Source organism: Enterovibrio nigricans DSM 22720 (assembly GCF_900167155.1).
In the GTDB taxonomy this organism is placed as follows: domain Bacteria; phylum Pseudomonadota; class Gammaproteobacteria; order Enterobacterales; family Vibrionaceae; genus Enterovibrio; species Enterovibrio nigricans.
The window spans coordinates 41,212-63,660 of record NZ_FUXU01000019.1; the positions used below are offsets into that span (position 1 = coordinate 41,212).

20 protein-coding genes and 3 pseudogenes are annotated in these 22,449 nt (G+C 45.3%); 18 read left to right on the forward strand and 5 right to left on the reverse strand.

Going from position 1 to position 22,449, the window contains the following annotated elements; all coding sequences use genetic code 11:
• Positions 1-24: 24 nt before the first annotated feature.
• From B5D35_RS09320 to B5D35_RS09360, 9 genes are all read left to right on the forward strand, one after another.
• Positions 25-555: a YbhB/YbcL family Raf kinase inhibitor-like protein gene (locus B5D35_RS09320; protein ID WP_078752315.1), complete on the forward strand. Its 531-nt coding sequence runs from the start codon at positions 25-27 to the stop codon at positions 553-555.
• A gap of 11 nt (positions 556-566) precedes the next feature.
• The gene (locus B5D35_RS09325; RefSeq protein ID WP_078752316.1) at positions 567-1,334 is read left to right on the forward strand and encodes a helix-turn-helix transcriptional regulator; all 768 of its coding nucleotides are present in this window, start codon (positions 567-569) and stop codon (positions 1,332-1,334) included.
• A 196-nt stretch (positions 1,335-1,530) separates the two neighbouring features.
• Entirely contained in the window at positions 1,531-1,812 is a 282-nt protein-coding gene (flgM, locus tag B5D35_RS09330) for a flagellar biosynthesis anti-sigma factor FlgM (RefSeq protein WP_078752317.1), read from the forward strand.
• 20 nt (positions 1,813-1,832) lie between these two features.
• Positions 1,833-2,267 (forward strand): flagellar protein FlgN, encoded by a 435-nt coding sequence (locus tag B5D35_RS09335; RefSeq protein ID WP_078752318.1) that lies wholly within the window; start codon positions 1,833-1,835, stop codon positions 2,265-2,267.
• Positions 2,268-2,314: 47 nt separating this feature from the next.
• A complete protein-coding gene (locus B5D35_RS09340; RefSeq protein WP_078752319.1) occupies positions 2,315-2,977 on the forward strand; it encodes a lytic transglycosylase domain-containing protein in 663 nt (220 codons plus the stop codon).
• A gap of 283 nt (positions 2,978-3,260) precedes the next feature.
• A complete protein-coding gene (locus B5D35_RS09345) occupies positions 3,261-3,986 on the forward strand; it encodes a basic amino acid ABC transporter substrate-binding protein (protein ID WP_078752320.1) in 726 nt (241 codons plus the stop codon).
• Positions 3,987-4,060: 74 nt separating this feature from the next.
• Complete coding sequence (locus B5D35_RS09350) at positions 4,061-4,738, forward strand: amino acid ABC transporter permease (protein ID WP_212567536.1); 678 nt, start codon at positions 4,061-4,063, stop codon at positions 4,736-4,738.
• Positions 4,731-5,456 (forward strand): amino acid ABC transporter ATP-binding protein, encoded by a 726-nt coding sequence (locus tag B5D35_RS09355; RefSeq protein ID WP_078752322.1) that lies wholly within the window; start codon positions 4,731-4,733, stop codon positions 5,454-5,456. The genes B5D35_RS09350 and B5D35_RS09355 overlap by 8 nt, the downstream gene beginning before the upstream one ends.
• A gap of 127 nt (positions 5,457-5,583) precedes the next feature.
• Positions 5,584-6,453, forward strand: a complete 870-nt coding sequence (locus B5D35_RS09360; protein WP_332870310.1) for a DMT family transporter — start codon at positions 5,584-5,586, stop codon at positions 6,451-6,453.
• Positions 6,454-6,521: 68 nt separating this feature from the next.
• Here the strand turns inward: B5D35_RS09360 and B5D35_RS09365 are convergent, their stop codons facing one another.
• The 3 genes from B5D35_RS09365 to B5D35_RS09375 form a co-directional block, all read right to left on the reverse strand.
• Entirely contained in the window at positions 6,522-7,685 is a 1,164-nt protein-coding gene (locus tag B5D35_RS09365) for a diaminopropionate ammonia-lyase (protein WP_078752324.1), read from the reverse strand.
• Positions 7,686-7,759: 74 nt separating this feature from the next.
• Positions 7,760-8,152: a RidA family protein gene (locus tag B5D35_RS09370; RefSeq protein WP_078752325.1), complete on the reverse strand. Its 393-nt coding sequence runs from the start codon at positions 8,150-8,152 to the stop codon at positions 7,760-7,762.
• A gap of 24 nt (positions 8,153-8,176) precedes the next feature.
• Complete coding sequence (locus B5D35_RS09375; RefSeq protein ID WP_078752326.1) at positions 8,177-8,848, reverse strand: helix-turn-helix transcriptional regulator; 672 nt, start codon at positions 8,846-8,848, stop codon at positions 8,177-8,179.
• A 338-nt stretch (positions 8,849-9,186) separates the two neighbouring features.
• On the opposite strand from B5D35_RS09375, the gene B5D35_RS09380 reads away from it, so the two are divergent.
• The 4 genes from B5D35_RS09380 to B5D35_RS09395 all read left to right on the forward strand — a co-directional run bounded on the left by B5D35_RS09380 (position 9,187) and on the right by B5D35_RS09395 (position 13,568).
• Positions 9,187-10,353 (forward strand): M24 family metallopeptidase, encoded by a 1,167-nt coding sequence (locus B5D35_RS09380; RefSeq protein ID WP_078752327.1) that lies wholly within the window; start codon positions 9,187-9,189, stop codon positions 10,351-10,353.
• A gap of 74 nt (positions 10,354-10,427) precedes the next feature.
• A complete protein-coding gene (locus B5D35_RS09385; RefSeq protein ID WP_170915157.1) occupies positions 10,428-11,267 on the forward strand; it encodes a maleate cis-trans isomerase family protein in 840 nt (279 codons plus the stop codon).
• A 131-nt stretch (positions 11,268-11,398) separates the two neighbouring features.
• The gene (locus tag B5D35_RS09390) at positions 11,399-12,361 is read left to right on the forward strand and encodes a DMT family transporter (protein ID WP_078752328.1); all 963 of its coding nucleotides are present in this window, start codon (positions 11,399-11,401) and stop codon (positions 12,359-12,361) included.
• Positions 12,362-12,416: 55 nt separating this feature from the next.
• On the forward strand, positions 12,417-13,568 hold the full coding sequence (locus tag B5D35_RS09395; protein WP_078752329.1) for a M20 aminoacylase family protein: 1,152 nt from the start codon (positions 12,417-12,419) through the stop codon (positions 13,566-13,568).
• A gap of 75 nt (positions 13,569-13,643) precedes the next feature.
• On the opposite strand, the gene B5D35_RS09400 is transcribed toward B5D35_RS09395, so the two are convergent.
• The gene (locus tag B5D35_RS09400; RefSeq protein ID WP_078752330.1) at positions 13,644-14,321 is read right to left on the reverse strand and encodes a helix-turn-helix transcriptional regulator; all 678 of its coding nucleotides are present in this window, start codon (positions 14,319-14,321) and stop codon (positions 13,644-13,646) included.
• A 380-nt stretch (positions 14,322-14,701) separates the two neighbouring features.
• Here B5D35_RS09400 and B5D35_RS09405 point away from each other — a divergent pair.
• The 5 genes and pseudogenes from B5D35_RS09405 to B5D35_RS09425 form a co-directional block, all read left to right on the forward strand.
• A pseudogene (locus B5D35_RS09405) lies at positions 14,702-15,178 on the forward strand (DMT family transporter); the annotation flags it as partial.
• Between the two features lie 515 nt (positions 15,179-15,693).
• Positions 15,694-16,221 carry a hypothetical protein gene (locus B5D35_RS09410; protein ID WP_244556545.1) on the forward strand — a complete coding sequence of 176 codons (528 nt, stop codon included), beginning with the start codon at positions 15,694-15,696 and terminating at the stop codon, positions 16,219-16,221.
• Positions 16,222-16,649: 428 nt separating this feature from the next.
• Entirely contained in the window at positions 16,650-19,340 is a 2,691-nt protein-coding gene (locus B5D35_RS09415; RefSeq protein ID WP_078752331.1) for a class I SAM-dependent DNA methyltransferase, read from the forward strand.
• A 30-nt stretch (positions 19,341-19,370) separates the two neighbouring features.
• Positions 19,371-21,410 (forward strand): annotated as a pseudogene (locus B5D35_RS09420) (DEAD/DEAH box helicase).
• Positions 21,407-22,108, forward strand: a pseudogene (locus B5D35_RS09425) (GIY-YIG nuclease family protein); the annotation flags it as partial. The pseudogenes B5D35_RS09420 and B5D35_RS09425, both read left to right, overlap by 4 nt.
• 134 nt (positions 22,109-22,242) lie before the next feature.
• Here the strand turns inward: B5D35_RS09425 and B5D35_RS09430 are convergent.
• Positions 22,243-22,449: ATP-binding protein (locus tag B5D35_RS09430; RefSeq protein ID WP_170915158.1), on the reverse strand; the 207-nt coding region annotated here is incomplete at its 5' end.

A 22,449-nucleotide genomic window follows, 5' to 3' on the forward strand; every position in this document is an offset into this window, starting at 1 on the left:
CCCACACTGACAAGGAGAACCATGATGAAAACTAAATATATTGTTCCATTTATTGCTGCATTGTCTTTCGGCGCACATGCTATGACATTGACCAGCAGTGACATCCAAGAAGGCAGCCGAATGAGCGATACATTTGCATTCCAAGGCTTTGGGTGTGATGGCGACAACGTTTCCCCGCAATTAAGCTGGGGCAATGCACCTAAAGGCACTAAAAGTTTCGCAATCACCGCATACGACCCTGATGCACCGACGGGCAGTGGTTGGTGGCACTGGGTGGCTGTCGATATTCCCGCTTCCCAACATAGCGTGAAACAAGGGGCTTCAGGCAAAATCCCACATGCTATTGAGATGAAAAATGACTATGGCACACAGGGATTTGGTGGTGTTTGTCCGCCAAAAGGCGATGGTATGCACCGTTACCAATTTACCGTTTGGGCACTACCAACTGAAAAACTGGCGTTACCTGAAAATCCATCAAATGCCATAGTCGGATACATGCTAAACAGTTCAGCACTGGGTAAAGCAACGCTAACGGCAACATATGTGAATGAGTGAGGAAAACGACAATGATGAAGGTTGTACAGGCAGGACAGTTTCGAGGACAATTCAAACAGCCTCTACGAAATGTTTATATCTATGCACCTACCATCATTTGGGTCAACCAAGGCAGCAAACAACTTTGGTGGCATGACACCTCACGTGGCTATACGCCCAAAGACTGGCTGGTGATCCCAGCCAGTCACTATTTAACGTTCGTAAATGTACCCGAACATGCGGATTTCTATTCACGCACGCTCACCTTCTTCACGCCACCTTCCAATGAACTGCTGGCGCGTTCTCAGAAAGAGGCATTGAATGATGAGCCGAGAATTACCGTTACCCCGCAGCTGGCCTTTTGCTTCAATACACTTTTTGACATGAACCAAAAAGGGCTTTCGCAACACGCTCAACGCCGCTTTCTTGAAGGCTTCTATGAAGAGTTAGCCGAAATGAATCAGCTCTATTTGTTGTTCCCAGGCGGCAATCGTTCATTAAAAGAACGGCTGGCGCAATATTTCAGTGTTAACCCCGGTGATGCACACCCGATCGAAACCGTGGCGCAGCACTTTTCCATGAGCCGAGCAACACTCACTCGAAAACTGGCAGCAGAAGATGCCTCTTTCCGACACATTTTGACGCACGTCAGAATGGTTTATGCCCTTTCCCTCATGCAAGAACATCGTAACCAGATCGATCTCGCACTCAGATGTGGTTATCAATCGGAGGCGCGCTTTTCGCTTAAATTCAAAGAAACATTTGGCTTAACACCCCGCCAATACTTAAAAACCCTCTAATACACGCAAACAGTTAAAAAAGTCTATTTTTGGACTGAGGTTGGCAATTCTGCATTTTCTTGCTCGAAAGAAACATCCTTCTTTGTGTACAAAGACAATCGACCAAAAATTTCTCTTCTGGTATTTAATGCATGTGTTGTAGTGGTCGCATTCATCCAGTAAGTAACGTATTAACTGATGAATAAGGACGATGATTATGAAAATCGATAAAGTCGCCGGTGGCCATGTACCCCAAAGTTCGCTTAACCAAGCGTCAAATAAACAGCTAGAAACACCGACACGTCCTGCCTCCGTTGAACCGCAAGTTAACGTCAATACGGCCGCTATTGAGCAAGCACAGAAAGACCTCTCAAGCCTCGCTGATATTGACATGGCAAAGGTAGAGGCCGTTCGCAGTGCGTTACATCGTGGTGAATTGAATCTGGATATGAAGGCCTTGTCGCAAGCGGTAATGATGTTCCATACCGGAAGAGAATAAACCCAAACAAGGAACGCACAATGGCTCTAAACGCTTCGCAACTTATTCAGCACTTCCTACAAACAATAGGTCGCGACATTCGACTCTACCAACAACTGTTGGAGTTGCTAAAACATCAGCGTGTGCTTTATGTGACGTTTGATGCAGAAGCATTGAAGCGCAATATTGCCGATCAGCAACCTCTGATTAGCGAACTTGCTGCGTCGGCCAAAGAAAGACATGACTGCTTAAATAAGCTGGGCGTTGGCGGCTCTCGATTAGGTGTTACGCGACTAATGAATGCGTTGCCACCCGCTCTCGGACAGCAAGCAAAAAACCAATGGGAAACGTTACAACGTCTCGTTGAACACTGTCAGCACTACAACAATGAAAATGGGCAAACGACGGCCACCTTTCACGAAATGATCGCGAGTGTGATTGAGCCGGCCAGCGATACCTACCAAGAAAGACTGTAATCACCTTGAAGAGCATTCAACGTTCTCGCTGTTTGGTACGCTGTGTAATGGGAGGGCTCTTCATTGTTTATTCCAGCACCGTGTCAGCCAAACCTGAAAGCCACACGGTTGCCGCCGAACGTGACATCCTTCTTCCTTACCAATCTCAAATACATCAACGGTTCACCACCCATTCCCCATTAGTCAGTTACATCCTAAAAAAGCTCGATACATACGCGTTGCCTGAACGGTTTGTGCTGATTCCTATGCTAGAGTCTTCATTCAATGCCAAGGCCATTTCTCACGCCAATGCAGCCGGTTTATGGCAACTCATGCCTGCCACCGCCACTCGCTTTGGTCTCTCCGTGTCGAAAACAGATGACCAACGTTTTGACGAGCTCGCAAGCACTGAAGCCGCGATTAAGTATCTCGCCTTTCTCTACCGGAAATTTGAAGGAAATGAAACACTCACTCTCGCCGCTTACAATGCTGGAGAAGGCCGAGTGCAGCGCGCGATAAATCGTCAAAATAACGCGCACTTTACCTCCCTCTCTCTTCCCAAAGAGACAAAAACTTACATCGCACGTTTTTATGCACTCGATTCACTGATCGATATTTCCTCTCTAAAAGGACAACACTTCCAGCCCTTTTCACTGTTCGCTAACACACCGCAAATAACCGCCAAGCCACTCATTGATTTCCAAACTCTTCCGCCTCTTATTTCACTTTAAACCCCCCACTTATTCACGTTGCAAATACCTCCCCAATCAAAACCATTAAAATTCGAATAATTAGTGAGAAATCACTATCTAAATAACTTCCAATTTATGGTATTCATATAAATTTATTTTTATATACAAATAGTTATATGCAAATCAACTCAGCATTTAAATGATATAAAGAACTGCACCAATTGAATAAATTAGCATTTTAAGTGAATTTATATTTACACAATGATTTGAATTGAATTATAGTCATCAACAGGTCATAACGTATTCATTTAGAGAGCAATTTATGAAAAAAATCATTGCAGTACTTGGATTCTCGTTAGCAGCACTGACGGGTTGTGGCGAAGAAGAAAATGTTTTGGTTGTCGGTACTAACGCGTCATTTCCTCCTTTTGAGTACATTGGCGGAGAAAGTGGCAACGAAATCATGGGCTTTGATATCGACATCGTAAAAAAAGTCGCTGAAGACAATGGTAAAACGCTGAAAGTCGAAGACATGTCTTTTGATTCTCTTATCGTCGCCCTCAATGCAGGCCGCATCGACATGATTGCAGCAGGCATGACCATTACTCCTGAGCGCCAAGCCAATGTTGATTTCTCTGACCCTTACTATGAAGCAACTCAGGTCGTCGTTACCCGCAAAGGTAATACCACAATCCAATCGATTGACGATCTAAAAGGGAAGAAAATTTCTGTCCAGCTGGGTACCACTGGCGACATCATGGCGAAAGAATTTAGTGACCAAGTCGTCGCTTTCAACACTGGGTTTGAAGCAATGATGGAACTGCAAAATAGTCGCGTAGATCTGATGCTGTTTGATAAAGCACCTGCCGCTAACTTGTTGAAGAAAAACCAAGAACTGGAACTCCAAGAACTGCCGTTTAATGCTGAGTACTACGGTTTGGCAATGGCAAAAGGCAATGCTGAGCTACTCAAGCAAGTCAACACGACACTGGCCTCAATGAAAGCCAACGGTGACTTCGACGCGCTTTTGTCGAAACACATTAAGTAAATCCCCATCCTAGCCTTCATCGTAAGAGCCTCCCCTCTCTTGCGATGAAGGCGTAAAATGAAGTAGCAGTATTGATGCAAGCAATTATAGATTCGTTATTTACGCCCATCGGCTCTGATGGCATGATCGGTATTCTACTGATCCTCAATGGCTTAAAAGTCACGCTTCTGGTGACCTTTTTTGCCATCATTCTTGGCTCATTCCTCGGTGTTTGTACCACATTGATGAAAATGTCGGGAAAATGGTACCTGACATGGCCGGCCAACATTTACGTTAGCGTTATCCGTGGTACACCAGTTGTCGTTCAATTGGTTATTCTCTATTTCATTATTCTTGCATCATTGGATGTCGATAAAATAACAGCCGCAGTGATTGCTTTTGGCCTCAACAGCGGCGCGTACATCTCTGAGATCATCCGTGCAGGTATTCAGGCGGTTGATAAAGGACAAATGGAAGCAGCTCGCTCTTTGGGTTTATCTCATAGCCAAGCGATGCAGGATGTTATCTTCCCTCAAGCACTAAAAAACATTCTGCCTGCACTGGGCAATGAATTTATCGTGTTGTTGAAAGAAACCGCCGTTATCGGCTTTATCGGTGGTGTTGATCTGATGCGTGCAGGTGAAATTATTCGAAGCCGCACATTTGAAGACGTTGCACCGCTCTTTACCTGTGCAATCATCTACTTAATCCTGACGTACACCTTTACCTTCCTCTTGGGCAAATTTGAAAATAGGTTGAAGCAAAGTGATTAGAGTTAACAATCTACAAAAAAGCTTTGGGGACCATGCTGTTCTTAAGGGGATAACGGAGACAGTTAATCAAGGTGAAGTTGTCAGTGTAATCGGCCCTTCAGGCAGCGGTAAAAGCACTTTCTTACGTTGTCTGAACTTGCTGGAAGTTCCAACTGGCGGCGATGTGTTTATTGATGATGACGCCATCACAGCGCCTGGTGCTGACATCAACAAGCTGCGTCAACGCGTGGGTATGGTTTTCCAAAACTTTAACTTGTTCCCACACAAAACTGTCCTGCAAAACATCACCATGGCACCAGTGAAACTTAAATTGATGACGCAATCAGAAGCGGATGCCAAGGCGAAAGAATTGTTGGCACAAGTGGGGCTTTCAGACAAAGCAACAGCTTATCCCTCTAGCTTATCCGGTGGTCAAAAGCAACGTGTTGCGATTGCACGCGCACTGGCGATGCAACCTGAGTTGATGTTGTTTGATGAACCAACGTCAGCACTAGATCCAGAAATGGTCGGCGATGTACTGGATGTGATGAAGTCATTGGCCAAAGCCGGCATGACCATGGTGATCGTTACCCATGAAATGGGGTTTGCCCGAGAAGTGTCTGACCGCGTCTTGTTTATTGATGGCGGTGAAATCGTCGAAAGCGGGCCGCCAGAGCAGATTTTCAGTGCTCCTACCCATCAACGAACACAATCGTTTTTGAGTAAGGTTCTACGCTAAAATTCACGCGCTAAATCGCAAACCGCCCAACTCGGGCGGCTTTGTTTTATCAGTATTTTGTATTCCATCAACGGATCTCTCAGACTAAGCGTCCAGACTGCATCTAGCCCAAGAAAAGGAGTTCGTCATCGTATATAAAGCCGTTTTATGGATGTCTGTTGCACTTGCGTCTTTTTGTCTGATGGCTGTTGCAGCCAAGGAGCTCAGCAGCGAAGTAGATACCTTTCAGGTTCTGTTTTTCAGAAGCTTTATTGGTCTTATTGTCATCACCAGTATCCTGCTCGCTTCTCGTAAAACTGGCCTTTTCTATACGCAAAAGCTCAAACTTCATGGCGTGCGCAACTCCGTTCATTTTCTCGGACAAATGGCGTGGTTTATTGGTATTGGTCTCTTGCCTCTGGCGGAAATTTTTGCACTAAAATTTACAGTCCCATTATGGACAGCTCTGATTGCCGCACTTTGTCTCAAAGAAAAGCTTACCTTTAAAAAATTGCTCGCTATTGCCTTCGGTTTTTCTGGCGTTCTAATTATCGTTCAGCCTGGTATGAAAGCCGTTGATGTTGCTTCGTTAATTGTACTCGCCGCCGCTATTTGCTATGCCGTTGCCCATACCTGTACAAAATCCCTCTCCTCGACTGAGCATCCGCTCACCATTTTGTTCTACATGAGCCTAATTCAGCTCCCCATAGGATTCACACTTGCCATGTTCAACTGGCAGACGCCAGAAGGGATACAGTGGTTTTGGCTGGCAGCCATCGCTCTAACCTCTCTCATTGCGCATTTCAGTATCGTCAAAGCGATGCAAAATGCAGAAGCAACCGTCGTAGTTACCATGGATTTTCTGCGATTACCTCTTATCGCCATCGTGGGAGTTCTATTCTACACAGAGCCGTTTGAAGTAGCGTTATTGGCAGGGGCTGCTCTGATGCTATGCGGGAACTTAATCAACGTTGCCTCGCCGAAAGGCAATATTTCCCGCGTTGCAGAAAAACAGTAGCGGGACAAAACAACAAAAAAAGGAGACCTAAGGTCTCCTTTTTAGATTCTAAGATTGGGTGCGTGAATTTACAGCGCGTATTCACTTTCCCAAACGATACGACGGTAACGATCTGGGTTGGTGTCACCTTCCGTGCTGAACAGCAATACGACTGACTCTTCATTCAAGCCCATTTGCTCTGCAAATGCTTTGTTGGTGTCATCTTTCAGCAGAAGGTACAACAAGCCCATGCAAATTGCGCCTGATTCACCACTGGTCACAGCTTCATCACCTTTCAGCGGGTTACCCAGAATGCGCATACCCGTTGCTGCTACTTTGTCTTCAACAGACGTAAACGTGTGGCTACAATCGCGAAGCACTGGCCACGTCACCGGGTTTGGTTCACCACACGCCAAACCGGCCATGATAGAGCTCAGGTCACCGGAAACATTGACCATTTCCCCTTCTTCGCCAGAGCGGAAAATACAATCTGCCGCCACTGGTTCTGCGATGATCGCTTTAAAGCTTTCCGCGCCCAGTTTATCGACCAGATAGCCTAAGACGCCACCCGCCATCGCACCGACACCCGCTTGAAGCAGCACGTGTGTAGATTGTTCTTCTAATTGCTCAACCGCTTCATCCGCCATGGTCATGTAGCCTTGAGAAATCCATGTTGGGATTTTCTCGTAACCTTCCCATGCAGTGTCTTGAACCAGCATCCAGCCATTTTCGTCTGCGGTTTGGCTCGCCAAACGTACTGTATCGTCGTAGTTCACGTCAGTCACGATACATTCAGCACCCAGACCACGAATTCGGTCGACGCTTGCTTGTGGTGAGCCTTTTGGCATGTAAACAACCGCTTTCTGACCCATCTCTCTTGCAGCCCACGCTACGCCGGTACCGTGATTACCCGCTGTTGCAGTTGCGAATACAAGCGGTTTTTCCAGCTTGGACGACACTGTTTTCAGGTCAATTTCACTGATGTCTACATTAAGGTGTTCTGCCAATTGACGGCCGAGCGCGTAAGAACCACCCAGTACCTTAAATGCATTCAGACCAAAACGTTTAGATTCGTCTTTCACCAAAATGCTTTTCACGCCAAGACGTTTAGCAAGTTCTGGCAATGACACCAAAGGCGTAGGCGCATAACCTTCAATTTGTTGGTGGAAGGCGCGCGTTTCTTTTGCAACTTCAGCAGAGAAAACTTTGCTTGTTTGACCGGTAAAATATTTATTTTCAGTGACTTTCAACATGGCGATTACTTCTGACAAGAGAGAAGATACGCGAGCCAAATCTTAAGGCTCGCCGATAAATCTAACGCGTGTGATTAACGTTTGATAAACGCAATCGCTTCCACTTCTACCAGCGCGTCTTTTGGCAAGCGTGCAGCTTGTACGCATGAACGAGCAGGTGCCATTTCTGTACCGAATACTTCAGTATACACTTCATTAAATGCGGCAAAGTTTTCCATATCAGACAGGAAACACGTCGTTTTCAGCACCGTTTCCATTGACGCGCCTGACTCTTCCAGAATCGCTTTTAGGTTCTCAAGAGACTGACGAGATTGCTCTTTGATGCCGCCTTCCACAAACGCCATGGTCGCTGGGTCCAGAGGCAGTTGACCAGAAGTAAACACCAGATCTTGGAAGCCCATTGCTTGTGAATATGGACCGATTGCAGCTGGCGCAGAATCTGTGTGGATTTTAGTTTTAGTTGTCATGATGCTTTTCTCTTATTCAATTATTTATGACTTAAACTCGCGCAAGTATTTATAAATCGCATGGCGAGTGATACCTAACCGTTCTGAAACAATGGCTGTTGCTTCTTTTAGCTCGAAAATGCCGCCTTCAAACAGCAGTTTCGTTATCGCCCTGTTCTTACTTTTTGCGTTGATAGAGAGATCTTTTTCTACTTCTGACATCGCATGGTCAAGTGCCTGTGCAACAACATCGTTTGCACAAGCACTAAAGTTCTCACTGACTGAAACCGCCGTGTTATTCACATCTGGCATTAAGGTCTTAATGATTTCAGGAAACGGAAACGACAAATTCATATTGATACAAAACATGCCGATAGGTTTGCCCTGTTCTCCTTCCAAAATGCAGGTCGTAGATTTGAGCAAGGCCCCTTCTTTGCTTTGGGCAAAATAACTCTTTGGCGTGACATTTCCCGATTTTTCAAACGCACTTAGCATGCGCAAACCCAAGTCAGTAATGGGTGATCCCACCTCTCGTCCCGTGTGGTGACCATTAACAATCTTCACCACAGATTTTTCCAAACTCTCAAATGAGTGAATGACCACTTCGCAGTGCGGCCCCACAAAATCAGCAATGGTGTCAGCCAAACGAAAATAGGCTGCCAGCTTTTCGCGATCGTTAGATGTAAATTTTGTGGTTAATTCACTAATACTAATCATGGTGACTGTGATTCCAATGGTTAACTTAAGTTAACTTCAAAAAGTAGAGAAATTGCCTTTCTCTCAACAGGAACAATTAACTTTCGGTAACTATGTGACGATAAATTTGCGTTCCAATCAACATAAAAAACAAGCAAAGTTCAAATATGTTGACCAAAATCACTATCCAAAACAAAGAAAGGCCACTTAAGTAAACTTTAGTGAATCGCGAGAGAGTGGTCACATTATTTAACTCAATTATTCGTAAACTGCTCAGCATAACGTTACCGATAGTGAACCAAACCTTCAGTTAAGTTCACTTTGTGTAACTAAAATAATGAGTGTAGAAGGATACTGAAATGATTGATTATCTAGCCCGTGGCTTTGAATTAGCGGAATTTGAACAACGTACCGCTCGTGCTCAACAAATGATGCGTGAGATGAAACTGGATGCGATGATCCTGACTACCGAACCAAACGTTCGTTACTTCACAGGCTTCTTCACCCAGTTTTGGCACAGCCCAACTCGCCCTTGGTTCGTTGTGATCCCTGCGGAAGGTAAGCCAACAGCAATCATCCCAGAGATCGGTGCAAGTGGCATGGCAGGTACATGGGTAGATAACATCATCACTTGGCCATCTCCACGCCCTGAAGACGACGGCATCACCCTCGTCGCAGGCTATTTAAACTCTTTACCTGCTCGCTTTGGCCGCGTTGGCGCAACATTGGGCATTGAGTCACACCTTCGTATGCCAGTGAACAACTACCTCAAGTTGACCACCATGGTGAGCAAAGAGTTTGTGGACGTTTCTCTGCAAATGCACGAAATCCGCCAAGTAAAATCAGCCGCAGAAATCGCGAAAGTAAAAGAAATCTGCCGCATTACCAATGTCGGCTTTGCCAAAGTGCCTGAGTATGCAAAAGCAGGTATGTCAGAGCGTGAAATTTGTAAGCAATTCCGTATCGACATGCTGTTAGAGGGCGCCGATGAGTGTCCATACATTATTGCTGGCTCAGGTCCGGACGGTTACGACAGCATTATCATGGGTCCGACGGATCGCATCATTGAAGACGGCGACGTATTGATCATCGATACCGGTGCTAAGCGCGATGGTTACTTCTCAGATTTCGACCGTAACTGGGCATTTGGCTCTGCAAGCGAGCAAACCAAAGATGCTTATCGCGCAGTTTACGATGCAACCACCGCAGGCTTTGAAGCTGCTCGTCCAGGTGCAACCACCTCTGACATCTACAACGCAATGTGGAAAGTATTGGAAGCAAACGGTGCGCTGGGTAACGACGTAGGCCGCTTGGGTCATGGTCTGGGTATGGAGCTGACCGAACGCCCATCTAACACTGCAACTGACAATACCCTACTGAAACCAGGCATGGTGATGACGCTAGAGCCGGGCATGGTTTACGCACCAGGCAAATCAATGGTTCACGAAGAAAACATCGTGATCACTGAGAATGGTGCGGAATGGCTGAGCGAACGCGCTGAACCAGAACTGATCATCATTAAATAAAAACAAATCTAAATAAAAATAATAACTTGGGCCGATCTCCCCCTATGTCGGCCCACATTTGGACGCTGTACCCTATGAAAACTGTAGAAGAATTTAAAACGTTCGAGATTCCTCTGACTTACCAAGCTGCACCGCGTATCAACCGCACGCACATCGGACTGGTTCAACTAAGCACTGATCACTCTCTGGAAATGGATTGGGCGAAACTGATTGGCACACAAGCCGCCGTGTTCAGCAGCCGCGTGTTTTACAGCAGTGAAATGACACCAGAAGCTTTGGACAACATTGCCAATGGCATTAGTGAGGCATCAGACCTGATTGCTTACGGCCTGCCAATGGATGTGATGGCATTTGGCTGTACCTCTGCATCTATCATCATTGGCGAAGATCGTGTCGCACAATTGCTGACGAAAAACCGTGGCAATATTCCAGCCACCAACCCGTGGACGGCAGCGCAAGCTGCGTTTAGACACCTTGATGCGAAGAAGATAGCGGTCTTCTCGCCTTACCCAACCGATGTGAACTTTCCTCTGTACCAACAGCTAACCAATGCGGGCTTTGACGTCGTTCGTTTGGGTTCTTTAGGCATTGAGCGCGATACCGACATTACCACGGTTTCACGCGAATCTATGCTGGAGGCATTGGAGCAATTACTGCCAGACTCCGGCGCAGATTTAGTGTTCATGTCATGCACCAACCTACGTGTTCTCGACCACATTCAAGAAATCGAAGACCGTTTCGGTATTCCAGTCGTGTGCAGCAACTCCTCCATGTTCTGGCACGCCATGCATCTGTCCGGGAACATCGCATCATGCCCAGGTTACGGCCGTCTATTGAACCTAGACGCATCGCCTTACCCAATGATCGACGCCCTAAAAGATGGTGAAGGCGAAGGTGTCGAAACCGCGGCGTAACGTCGCACCGTTCAGAAACAAGATTTAGCTCTACCGGTTAAAGAGCACTCCTCACCTCCTCTCTAATACTGGCATTTCGGTGCTTGCGGGGGTGCTCGTCTCAAATTTATCGATTTAAAAGGAAATAGATTATGAACCGTACAGCAATAGGTTGGGCAGCAGCAATTTTCATCGGCTTACTGTGGGGTATTCCATGGATCGTCGGTACACCTATCCTTGAAGTTATGGATCCTCAAGTCCTTGTTTGGGCACGTTATACCGTTGCATTTATCACGCTAGCTATCATTCTTAACGTCGGCATCGCGACAGGCAAAGTAGAGAAAAAACGCGACTTCAAACTTAACTGGGAAAACCGCCACGACATTTTCTGGAGTGCCGCGTGTGGCATCATCGGCCAAGGCGCATTTAGCTTCCTATCCTTCTTATCTTTGGATTACATCACCGCATCTGAAAACGGTGTTATTCAAGGCTTGATCCCAATCTTGATCTTAACTGTTGGCTTTGTTCGCCACGGTGCACGCTTCAATAACCTGCAAATGCTGTCAGCACTCGGTGCATTCATCGGTGTTGCGATTCTGGTGATGGACCCTAGCTCAGAAACCAACGGTTTCAACATCGGCCACCTGATTTGTTTCGGTAGTGCCGCAAGCTTTGCAACCATGGCTTATGCACGTGCAGAACTGGCAGAGAAATACGGCTCAGTAGCGACCATGTTCCACCAATTCGTATTCGCATCAATTGGCTTTGGCATGTACTTGTTGTTCACCGGTGCAGACCTGTCTTCTGCGCTGGGCATCTTTAGTTCACCACTGCGCATCTTGTGTATCACGATTCTGGGTGTCGGTATTTCAGGCATCAGCTACCTTATCTACATTTATGCGATGGAACGTGTTGGTGTTGACGGTACCGGTATGGCTCTGAATCTGATGCCACTGTCTTCGTTCGTACTGGCGGTATTTGCTCTGGGCGAATCAGTGACACCAATGCGACTGCTGGCAATCGCTGTAGTTATCGGCTCAATGATGATGTTTATGAAATTCGGAAACGACAAAGCGAAAGAAGCACAAACCAAATTAGAAGCTCAAGAAGCATAAGTTAGTTACACGGCGCAGCCTTGTGCTGCGCCCACTTTATAAATGAGGAACACCCATGACCATTAAGCAACTCGTGACTGAATGGCGCCATCACATTCACAAGCATCCTGAATTCGGTTTCGAAGAAGTGATGACATCAGAAATGGTCGCAAACAAGCTGGAAGAGTTTGGCATTGAAGTACACCGTAACATCGGTAAAACCGGTGTGTTGGGTATCCTGAAATGTGGTGACAGTGACCGTTCAATCGGCCTGCGTGCTGACATGGATGCGCTTCATATTCACGAAAAGAACACCTTCGACCATTGCTCAGTCCACGAAGGTGTCATGCATGCTTGTGGTCACGACGGCCATACTGCCATGCTACTCGGTGCAGCTCACGAGCTAGCACGTACTAAAGATTTTGACGGCACTGTGTACTTTATTTTCCAACCAGGGGAAGAGCACGGTGTTGGTGCAAAAGCGATGATCGCTGATGGCCTGTTTACACGCTGGAAGATTGACGAAATTTACGCGATGCACAACCTACCCGGTATTCCGGCAGGTCACTTTGCAACGCGCCCACATTCTCTAATGGCAAGCGAAAGTAGCTTTGAGATTGAAGTGATTGCCACGGGCGGACACGCTGCAATGCCGCACATGGGCACAGACCCAATCGTGGTTGGTGCGCAAATCGTGACTGCGATGCAAACCATTGTGTCACGTAATCTGAGTGCGATTGACGAAACGGCGGTTATCTCGGTCACTGAGTTTAAAACCAACGGCACCGTGAATGTGATCCCTTCACGTGTCACCATTAAAGGAGACACGCGCAGTTTCACAGACCAAGCACTGCACAAAATTGAAAAAGCGATTGAACGTGTTGTAGCAGGTCAATGTATGTCTGCGGGTGTGGAATACACCTACCACTTCAACAACAGTTTCCTATCCACTATCAATAGTGCAGCGGAAACCGAGCATGCTGTCAAAGCGGCGATCAAAGTCGCGGGGGAAGACAAGGTAAATGGAAGCTGCGCGCCATTCACTATCAGTGAAGATTTTTCATTCATGCTGCGTGAACGCCCAGGCTGCTACATTCTGGTGGGTAACGGTGTGGGAGAATGCGGTGGCACAGCGCTACACAACCCATTCTACGATTTCAATGATGAAATCCTGATGTCAGGCGTTCAGTTCTGGCAAACACTGGTCGAAGATCGACTCAATAAATAAGAAAAAACGGAAACACCCTACGACGTTTGCGCCCACTCTGTGGGCGCTTTTTTGTCGCTGAAAACTCAGAAATGCTTAACTGTCAGCCTTGTATTCTCGAAGGTACTTGTAGATTGCATGGCGGGTAATACCAAGGCGTTCAGACACAATCGCCGTCGCTTCCTTCAGTTCAAAGATGCCATTTTCAAACAAGAGTTTTGTAATCGCCTTGTTCTTACCTTTCGGCGTAATTGAAACATCAGCTTCCACTTCGACAATCGCCTGATTCAAGGCTTGATCGATCACATCACCCGCACTGGCACTGAAGTTCTCGCTCACAGACATGGGGGAGTGAGCCATATCGGGCATCAAGGTCTTGATAATTTCAGGGAACGGGAAAGACAAATTCATATTAATACAGAACATGCCTATTGGACGCCCCTCTTCACCTTCAAGAATGCAAGTGGTCGATTTGAGCAATGCCCCTTCTTTACTTTCTGTAAAGTAACTCTTTGGAGTCACATTCCCTGTTTTTTCAAATGCGCTCAGCATACGAAGGCCCAAATCCGTGAGCGGTGAGCCCACATCTCGCCCCGTATGATGACCATTCACAATTTTGACAACGGATTTCTCAAAGCTCTCAAAGGAATGGATAACCACTTCACAATGGGGGCCGATGAAATCAGCAATGGTATCGGCCAAGCAAAAGTATGCCATCAACACCTCGCGGTCCTTTGGCGTAAATTTCGACGACAATTCACTGATACTGTTCATGCTCACCACATTCACTTTAGTTAACTTATGTTGACTATATTGTCATGCGTCACTGCCCAGTTTTCAACCACTAAATTTTCCTTTGGTTCACTAAATAAAACCATACGTACTAAAACACCGCACACACCATTTCAATAGTTCATTATTGTTGACTAAAGTCACCATTTGGAACATTTACCATTATCTTCAGTTAACTAAATTAAACCGTAAGTTATAGGTCACATTATTTAACTCAGTAATCCGTAAACTTCCTTTCATCCAATAAAAGGGGCTGACATCAAACAAACAATACAGCAATGACGTGTAGAAGCCCTCTCACAGACGAACAGCCTGACAAGGTTTTAACCCAAAGAATCCCTACAATTTAATAAGGAACGACAATGCAGAATCGTCAAGGTAATGCCTTTCTAGGATGGATAGCAGCAATCTCAGTTGCCATTATCTGGGGTGTGACTGGTGTTGTATCTAAGCCTCTTTCAATGGCGGTTGATCCGCTAACACTTGTCTTCTTCCGTTACGTGACTGCCGTTATAGGGCTTTCCATCATTTTCTTTTTTACATCGAAAAGTAAATCGCTCAGCGAAGACTTAGGTTCTTCCATGCGTATCGAAAAGAAGGATTATCTGAAAATCGCGCTTTGCGGAATCATCGGCCAAGGGGCATTCTCGCTGTTTAACTTCCTTTCTTTTTCGCATATTGGTGCAACAGAGAACGGGGTTATCCAAGGTATGCAGCCATTCGCAACCGTGTTTTTTGGCATGATGTTTATGAACTTTCGCATGAACAAAATTCAGTGGGGCGCCTTTATCGTTTCTGCATTATGTATCTATGCAATGAGCGTTGGACCAACCAATACCAATAGAACAGTTTTATATTGACCACAATGCTAACAGTCGCTTTTTAGACCTCTACGGTGCTTTATCACTTCATGATCTAAAGTGGGAATTGGTTGAATTTGATACTACGAGGTTTTTGCAAATAGGCAGCAATGCTTCATTCCCAGATTTCCTTGATGAGGTCTCTGAAGATGCATCGTATTTCGAAGATGTGGGGGAGGATGTTATTGATTGCCGAGAGTCAGTACTAAATCATTGGAAAATGCATGGCACTTGGTTGACTCCTCCTGTTTTCTAGATGCAAAGGTTCTTGGCGGAAAATCTAGTATACCTCATCTAGTCGAGGGGCACTCAAGGGTTGGGTGCCTGCTTGGTATCCAAAAACATAGGATCATTCCTTTAGCAGATACGCACAAAGTGTATTGGGGTTATTTTCATAAAGATGCATATCAAATGAGTTATGAGCATTTGGGGTAAACGAGGAACAGATGAACAGATGAACAGATGAACAGATGAACAGATGAACAGATGAACAGATGAACAGTATCGATTATAAAGAGCTAGCATCCAAGATTATGGATGGTGAGTATGTGCGTAATATCCCGAGTAAAACGTGGGCGTCTGCAATTAGTTATACAATTGAAAATTACAAACTATTCTCGCCTAATGCTGACAAAATGCACATGCTTTGGATTGAAAGTGGTGGGCATATTCGTAAGCATGTAAGTAACGATCTTTTAGTTCTTACTTGGTTGAGAATCATACTACCCAAGTATAGCGGCGAAGAACTTCGCCTTTATCGCGGTGAGTGTAAATTTCTTTACGATCAAGGCCTAATTGGTTTTTGCTGGACTCCAAAAAAAGAAGTAGCGGAAATGTTTGCTCGTGGCTTAAATGCTATTGAATCCGGTGGCGTTTTATTAAGTGCACAATTTGCTCCAGAAGCAATCCTGAGTGCTCCAAATAGCCATAGTGCTGATTGTCTAGGAGAGTTTGAATACACCTGCGACCCTATGCAAGTGCGTGAACTTGAGGTTTTGCATCAGTATCCAAAATTGCAATAAGGACAAACACACCAAACAAATATGAGCCCTTCTCACATCAATGGCAATAGCACCTTTTTGGGCAGCGGTAGCAGCCAATACTCTCAAAAAACAAAGCGGCCTACTTCGTTTTCACCAACCTTAAGTTATGCGAAATAGACGTTTTCGAGCACTAGCCCTAACGCCAAGCCCTTGTCAGGCCGATCAGTTCTGGCAAGGTTCTGCCCCTTTATTAGTTATGAATCACCACTGAAAAGTTATTTTTTCTAATCTGAAACCATGATTCAAACAGTTAGCTGAAGGTAATAGCTGAACCAGATTTTGGTGTATAATCTGGGCAATTTGATTCACATAATTACAGAACTTGATGTCTAGGCACTGGCATTACGAAAATTAGTAGCACCTAGGGTAATTTCAACTCAGATCTCCTCCCCTCAACAGGAACCACCATGGCCGTTAATCAGGCAAAAATCTTTGACCATCTAGAACAACTTGTAGCCTCTGAAGACTCTAGCGAGTTTATATACGGGTTTCTGACTGCATTCCTATTTCCCAAGGCGACCATTACTCAGATACGTCAGGACGGAGCACGTAACATCGCAAAATCGCCTGGCCATGTTGGTTTGAAGAACAAGATCTACTTTTTCCCAACAGAAAAAGGGGAAGACATAGACGCAGCATTGGATGAGCACATTGCTGACCCTTTCATGGCAAAGAACAAGATTCGCTTTATCTTCACGACTGACTTTGAACGATTCTTAGCCTGGGATACTGCAACCAATGAGCGTTTGGATATTGACTTTGAAGTGCTGCATCTCAACTACAGTTTCTTCTTGCCTTTGGTGGGCTTAGAAAAGGCCATATTGAATAGTGAAAAGCCTGCTGATGTAAAAGCTGCGGTAAAAATGGGTAAGCTGTTTGACCTTATCCGTATTCATAATGATCTCAGCAAACCTGAAGATATTCACGCGTTAAACGTATTCCTTACACGTCTGCTTTTCTGTTTATTTGCTGAAGACACCGGAATTTTCAAGCAAAAAGGGCAATTCACATCAGCGATCAAAAGTTGCACCCACGAAGATGGTAGCGACTTAGATCAATTCCTTTCGGACCTGTTCTTGGTGATGAACAGCCCTGAAGGTAGTGAATTACGTCAACGTAAAGCAAAGCATTTCACTGATTTTCTTTATGTAAACGGGGGCTTGTTTGAAAGCGATGAGCCAATCCCAGAATTAGGTAAAAAAGGACGTCGCATTCTTATCGAGTGTGGCCTTGAAGATTGGAGCGCGATTAACCCAGATATCTTCGGGAGCATGTTCCAAGCTGTCATTGATGTTGACCAGCGCGCACGTTTGGGTCAGCACTATACGTCCTACAGCAATATCATGAAGGTTATTCAGCCACTGTTTCTTGACCCGCTCCGAGCAGAGTTGGAAAAGCCACGCAAAAGCGTAAATGGACTTAAAAAGCTCCTTGTTCGAATGGGTAAAATCAAGGTATTCGACCCTGCCTGTGGCTCCGGCAACTTCCTTATCATCGCCTACAAAGAACTTAGACTAATAGAGATTGAAGTCATCCAAGCATTGATGGCCATCGATCCTGGTTTCTTCATCAGTAATATTCACTTGGATCAGTTCTACGGAATAGAGATTGATGATTTCGCCTGTGAAATAGCAAGGCTTTCTCTTTGGCTGGCGGAGCATCAGGTCAATAAGCAATGGGAAGAGCACATTGGTCCCGTAGAACCAGCTTTACCATTGAAAGCGACTGGGAAAATCGTCAGTGGGAATAGTTTAAGGTTGGACTGGAATGAAGTTTGTCCCAAGTCTATTGCAGACGAAGTGTATGTGATCGGTAATCCCCCTTTCCATGGGACTGTAGGGCGAACTCAAGATCAACGAGAAGATATGAAGCAAGTTTTCTCAAGTTTTAAATCGCTAGGAACACTAGATTACGTATCTTGTTGGTTTTGGAAAGGTGCTAAATACATTTCTGCCTCAAAAGCACAACTAGCTCTAGTAGCAACCAATTCAATATGCCAAGGAGAGCAAGTAGGGACACTATGGCCTCCGATTTTCAATATTGGAGTGGAAATTTGCTTTGCATATCAGTCCTTTCAATGGGCTAATAATGCTCGAGATAAGGCCGCAGTGCATGTTGTAATTGTTGGTCTATCTGCTACATCAAGTGGAAAGATGAAGCAAATATTCCAACAGATAGAACAACATTGGCATAGTGAATTTTCTTCAAACATTAGCCCATACTTGATTCCAGGCACCAATTCGGCTGTGGTCGCACAACGAAAACCTCTTTGTAACAAAGTCCCTCCCTTATTATTCGGAAATAAGCCGAATGATGGGGGACACTTATTGTTGTCTTCTGCCGAAAAAGACAAACTTATCCAAACAGAGCCCGCCGCGGAAAAGTGGTTGAAGAAAGCTATTGGTGCCGACGAATTTCTTAAGTCAAAAGAGCGCTGGTGTCTATGGCTTGTCGGGTTAACTCCAGAAGAACTGGAAAAATTACCGGAAGTGAAGGACCGTGTTAACAAAGTAGCCGAAGTTAGACGTCGAAGTCCGGACAAGGGAGCTCAAAAACTAGCTGAGAAACCACATTTATTTAGGGACTTGAACAACCCTGAAGAGTTTATCTTAGTTCCTAGCGTATCATCGGAAAGGCGAAAATATGTTCCCATCGGGAAGTTTGGAAAAGATGTTATATCAACCAACCTAAATTATATTGTGCCAAACGGGACAATGTATGAGTTTGGGATCCTGTCATCTCTATTACATAACGATTGGATGCGTTTAGTCGCGGGACGGTTAGAAAGTCGTTATCGATACTCAGCGACAGTCGTATACAACACTTTTCCTTGGCCTAAAGCTACTGAAGTTGACAAAAAAGGAATAGTGGAACTAGCTACCGAGATTCTTCTCACAAGAGAGGACTTCCCAGGCAAGACTCTAGCCGAGCTCTACAACCCAGATTCCATGCCTCCTGAGCTGTTAGCTGCTCACCAAGCACTTGATGCTGCGGTAGATAAACTCTTTCGAGAAAAGCCGTTTAAAGACACAGCAGACCGTCTAAGTTGCCTCTTGGCTCATTATGAAGAAATGGTCGCAAAACAAGAAGAAAAATAAATTCCAGTTGGTTGGCAAAAGGATTGAGAAATGAACAACAACATCTTACAGGTGAGTTACGCTCAGACGGGACAAAGTGCCAGTCACAACGACATGGGCATGCGTGAGATGCAGGCGAGGGCATTTGCAGAGCGCAATAGCCAGTATTTATTAATTAAAGCACCGCCAGCATCGGGCAAATCTCGCGCACTAATGTTTTTGGGGCTTGATAAGCTTGTTCACCAAGGGCTAAGAAAAGTCATCGTTGCCGTACCTGAGATGTCCATCGGCAGCTCCTTTAAAGACACTGACCTAACCAAGTTTGGCTTTTTCGCAGATTGGATGATTAAGCCAGAGTACAACCTCTGTACCAGCGGCAGCGAAACAGGTAAAGCAACCGTTTTTAAGCGCTTTATGGAAAGCGATGACCAAACATTGGTTTGTACCCATTCAACGCTACGTAGTGTGTTCGACAAGCTAACACCAAGCGATTTTGATAATTGTCTGGTAGCCATCGATGAATTTCACCACGTCTCTGCAGATGAAAACAGTCGCTTGGGTGGTAGTCTGATTGATGTGCTGATGAATCACTCTTCTGCACATATTCTGGCGATGACAGGGTCGTACTTTCGCGGTGATACCGTTCCAATTCTGCTGCCAGAAGACGAAGCAAAATTCACCAAAGTTACATACACTTACTATGAGCAGTTGAACGGCTATAAGCACCTGAAAACGCTTGGTATTGGGTATCATTTTTATCAAAACAGATACATTGATGCGCTGCCTTCCGTTCTTGACCCATCGAAGAAGACCATCATTCACATTCCTAATGTGAATTCAGGTGAGTCAACAAAAGATAAATACACAGAAGTCGATGCCATTCTTGAAGTGTTGGGGGACGAAGTCGTTCAAGACCCCGACACGGGTATTTATAGCGTTGTATGCAGGAAGTCAGGAAAAACACTCCGCATTGCCAACTTAGTTGATGATAACGCTTATATGCGTCCGAAAGTCTAAGCCTATCTCCGCGACATTGAGACAGCGGATCAGATGGATATCATCATTGCGTTGGGCATGGCAAAAGAAGGTTTTGACTGGCCTTTCTGTGAACATGTTCTGACGATTGGTTATCGCAGCTCTATGACCGAAATCGTGCAGATCATCGGACGCGCGACCCGAGATTGCGAAGGTAAAACGCACGCTCAATTTACAAACCTTATCGCACAGCCAGACGCACAGGACGATGACGTTAAGGTATCAGTAAACAATATGCTCAAAGCGATCACGACATCGTTGCTGATGGAGCAAATTCTCGCACCGAGCATTCAGTTCAAACCGCGTTCGCAATGGACGGGTGGAGCCCTACCAAAGAACACTGTCATTATCGACGACTCATCGTCAACAGTCTCTCAGAAGGTCATTGATATTTTGAATGGTGACAAAGGAGAAATCCTGTCAGCTTTGATGGCAAAAGACGCTGTGGTGAAAGGTGTCATTACCGAAGCCATGCCTCCTGAAGTTATCAACGAAATTGAATTACCTTCTGTTATCCAAACGCTTTATCCTGATTTGGAAGAGCATGAGGTAGAGCAAATCAAATCTGGTTTATTGCAGAGCATGTACATCAGTCAGCACGGTGGTTTGGTTGATGAAAAAGATTTACCTGAAGATGCTGTTATCGATGAAAATGGGTTGTCTGGTCATAATGGGAATGGTAAACCAAGCAATGATGAGTCTGGAGCTAGCCGTCAGTTCATCAAGATGGGCGATAAGTTCATCAATATTGAAAACCTGAACATTGACTTAATTGATTCAGTAAATCCCTTTCATGGTGCCTATGAGATTCTCTCGAAAACAGTGAATGCGGCAATGCTGAAGACCATTCAAGAAACGGTAAGATCTTCACAGGCAAAAGTGAGTGAGGAAGAAGCTGTCATGCTGTGGCCGAGAATCAAAGCCTTTACTCAGGAGAACCAGCGCCATCCGTCGCTAAATTCTTCTGATCCTATAGAACAACGCTACGCTGAAGTTCTTTCCTATATCCGCAAGATAAGACAACAACGAATGGCTGAGCAAGAGGATGATGCGTGATCCGCTTACGTTCATCGAAGAAAATCCCAAAGCTAGCTCTGGATGATATTTTTTCGGAAGAAGATGATTTGGGGCTGCTTGATGTAGCTCCACTAAAAGTAAAGGCTCCGGCAGGCAACCTTTCTGCCAGCCAATATGAAGAGATAACGGTTTTCTATGAAAAGCATGGACGTGCGCCAGAAGGTGACGCGGACTCATTCGATGAGAAGAAGCTAGCTCGACGCCTAAAGGCCTTTAAATCTAATCCTGAGCAATGTGAGGCATTGAAAGACTTTGATCCTTACGGATTACTTTTAAATGGTTTACCGACTCACTTTTCTCAGTCTTTAGATACTGCTACTCAAGTCGTATTTGAACCAACACCTTCTTTTGGGTTGGATAAATCCGAATTGGTAACGTCATTAGATGACATTTTTGATGATGATGATGGCCTTTTGGAGTTTGATGCTCCAGACATCTTTACTATGCGCCATGTACCAACAGAGAAAAAATCTCAGCCAGATGAAATTGCTAAACGTCAGCCGTGCGCAGACTTCCCTCGTTATGTTTCTGTTTTTGAGGCGGCTCAGAAGGAGCTAAAGACAGGTTCGGCAACGTTAGAACGCTTTCGACATGAACTACAGATACATATTGGTGACTTTTTCATTCTTGGTGGCGTAATGGGCTATGTTCATTCTGCTGGCGAAAGGCTAGAAGGCTAGAAGGCTAGAAGGCTAGAAGGCTAGAAGGCTACAGTAGCTATAATGCTAGGCTTCACCTTTGTCAACGCCGACTTAAAACTGATCCACTTAGCGACGCTATCGCCGAAGTAAAATTGACCCACCCATGGTAGTTATCCCTGCCTCTCCGATTCATTTTGTAGAACGGTTGGCACTGTCCCTAACGCCCTTTTCCCTTTTAGCCGATAACTCTCTCCACTTATCTGAATGATGTGAGAGTGATGAAGCAGTCGATCCAGCAGTGCAGCCGTGAGTGTGGTGTCATCAGCGAACGCATTTGACCATTGTGAGAACGGTAAATTGCTTGTGACAACCACGCT

Bases quoted from the DNA above. Each gene is read 5' to 3' on its own strand.
- B5D35_RS09415 (WP_078752331.1), top strand. From the start codon at position 16,650: ATGGCCGTTAATCAGGCAAAAATCTTTGACCATCTAGAACAACTTGTA.
- B5D35_RS09335 (WP_078752318.1), top strand. From the start codon at position 1,833: ATGGCTCTAAACGCTTCGCAACTTATTCAGCACTTCCTACAAACAATA.
- B5D35_RS09340 (WP_078752319.1), top strand. From the start codon at position 2,315: ATGGGAGGGCTCTTCATTGTTTATTCCAGCACCGTGTCAGCCAAACCT.
- B5D35_RS09375 (WP_078752326.1), bottom strand. From the start codon at position 8,848: ATGATTAGTATTAGTGAATTAACCACAAAATTTACATCTAACGATCGC.
- B5D35_RS09390 (WP_078752328.1), top strand. From the start codon at position 11,399: ATGAACCGTACAGCAATAGGTTGGGCAGCAGCAATTTTCATCGGCTTA.
- B5D35_RS09325 (WP_078752316.1), top strand. From the start codon at position 567: ATGATGAAGGTTGTACAGGCAGGACAGTTTCGAGGACAATTCAAACAG.
- B5D35_RS09410 (WP_244556545.1), top strand. From the start codon at position 15,694: ATGAACAGTATCGATTATAAAGAGCTAGCATCCAAGATTATGGATGGT.
- B5D35_RS09395 (WP_078752329.1), top strand. From the start codon at position 12,417: ATGACCATTAAGCAACTCGTGACTGAATGGCGCCATCACATTCACAAG.
- B5D35_RS09370 (WP_078752325.1), bottom strand. From the start codon at position 8,152: ATGACAACTAAAACTAAAATCCACACAGATTCTGCGCCAGCTGCAATC.
- B5D35_RS09400 (WP_078752330.1), bottom strand. From the start codon at position 14,321: ATGAACAGTATCAGTGAATTGTCGTCGAAATTTACGCCAAAGGACCGC.
- B5D35_RS09385 (WP_170915157.1), top strand. From the start codon at position 10,428: ATGAAAACTGTAGAAGAATTTAAAACGTTCGAGATTCCTCTGACTTAC.
- B5D35_RS09350 (WP_212567536.1), top strand. From the start codon at position 4,061: ATGCAAGCAATTATAGATTCGTTATTTACGCCCATCGGCTCTGATGGC.
- B5D35_RS09365 (WP_078752324.1), bottom strand. From the start codon at position 7,685: ATGTTGAAAGTCACTGAAAATAAATATTTTACCGGTCAAACAAGCAAA.
- B5D35_RS09320 (WP_078752315.1), top strand. From the start codon at position 25: ATGAAAACTAAATATATTGTTCCATTTATTGCTGCATTGTCTTTCGGC.
- B5D35_RS09380 (WP_078752327.1), top strand. From the start codon at position 9,187: ATGATTGATTATCTAGCCCGTGGCTTTGAATTAGCGGAATTTGAACAA.
- B5D35_RS09345 (WP_078752320.1), top strand. From the start codon at position 3,261: ATGAAAAAAATCATTGCAGTACTTGGATTCTCGTTAGCAGCACTGACG.
- flgM (WP_078752317.1), top strand. From the start codon at position 1,531: ATGAAAATCGATAAAGTCGCCGGTGGCCATGTACCCCAAAGTTCGCTT.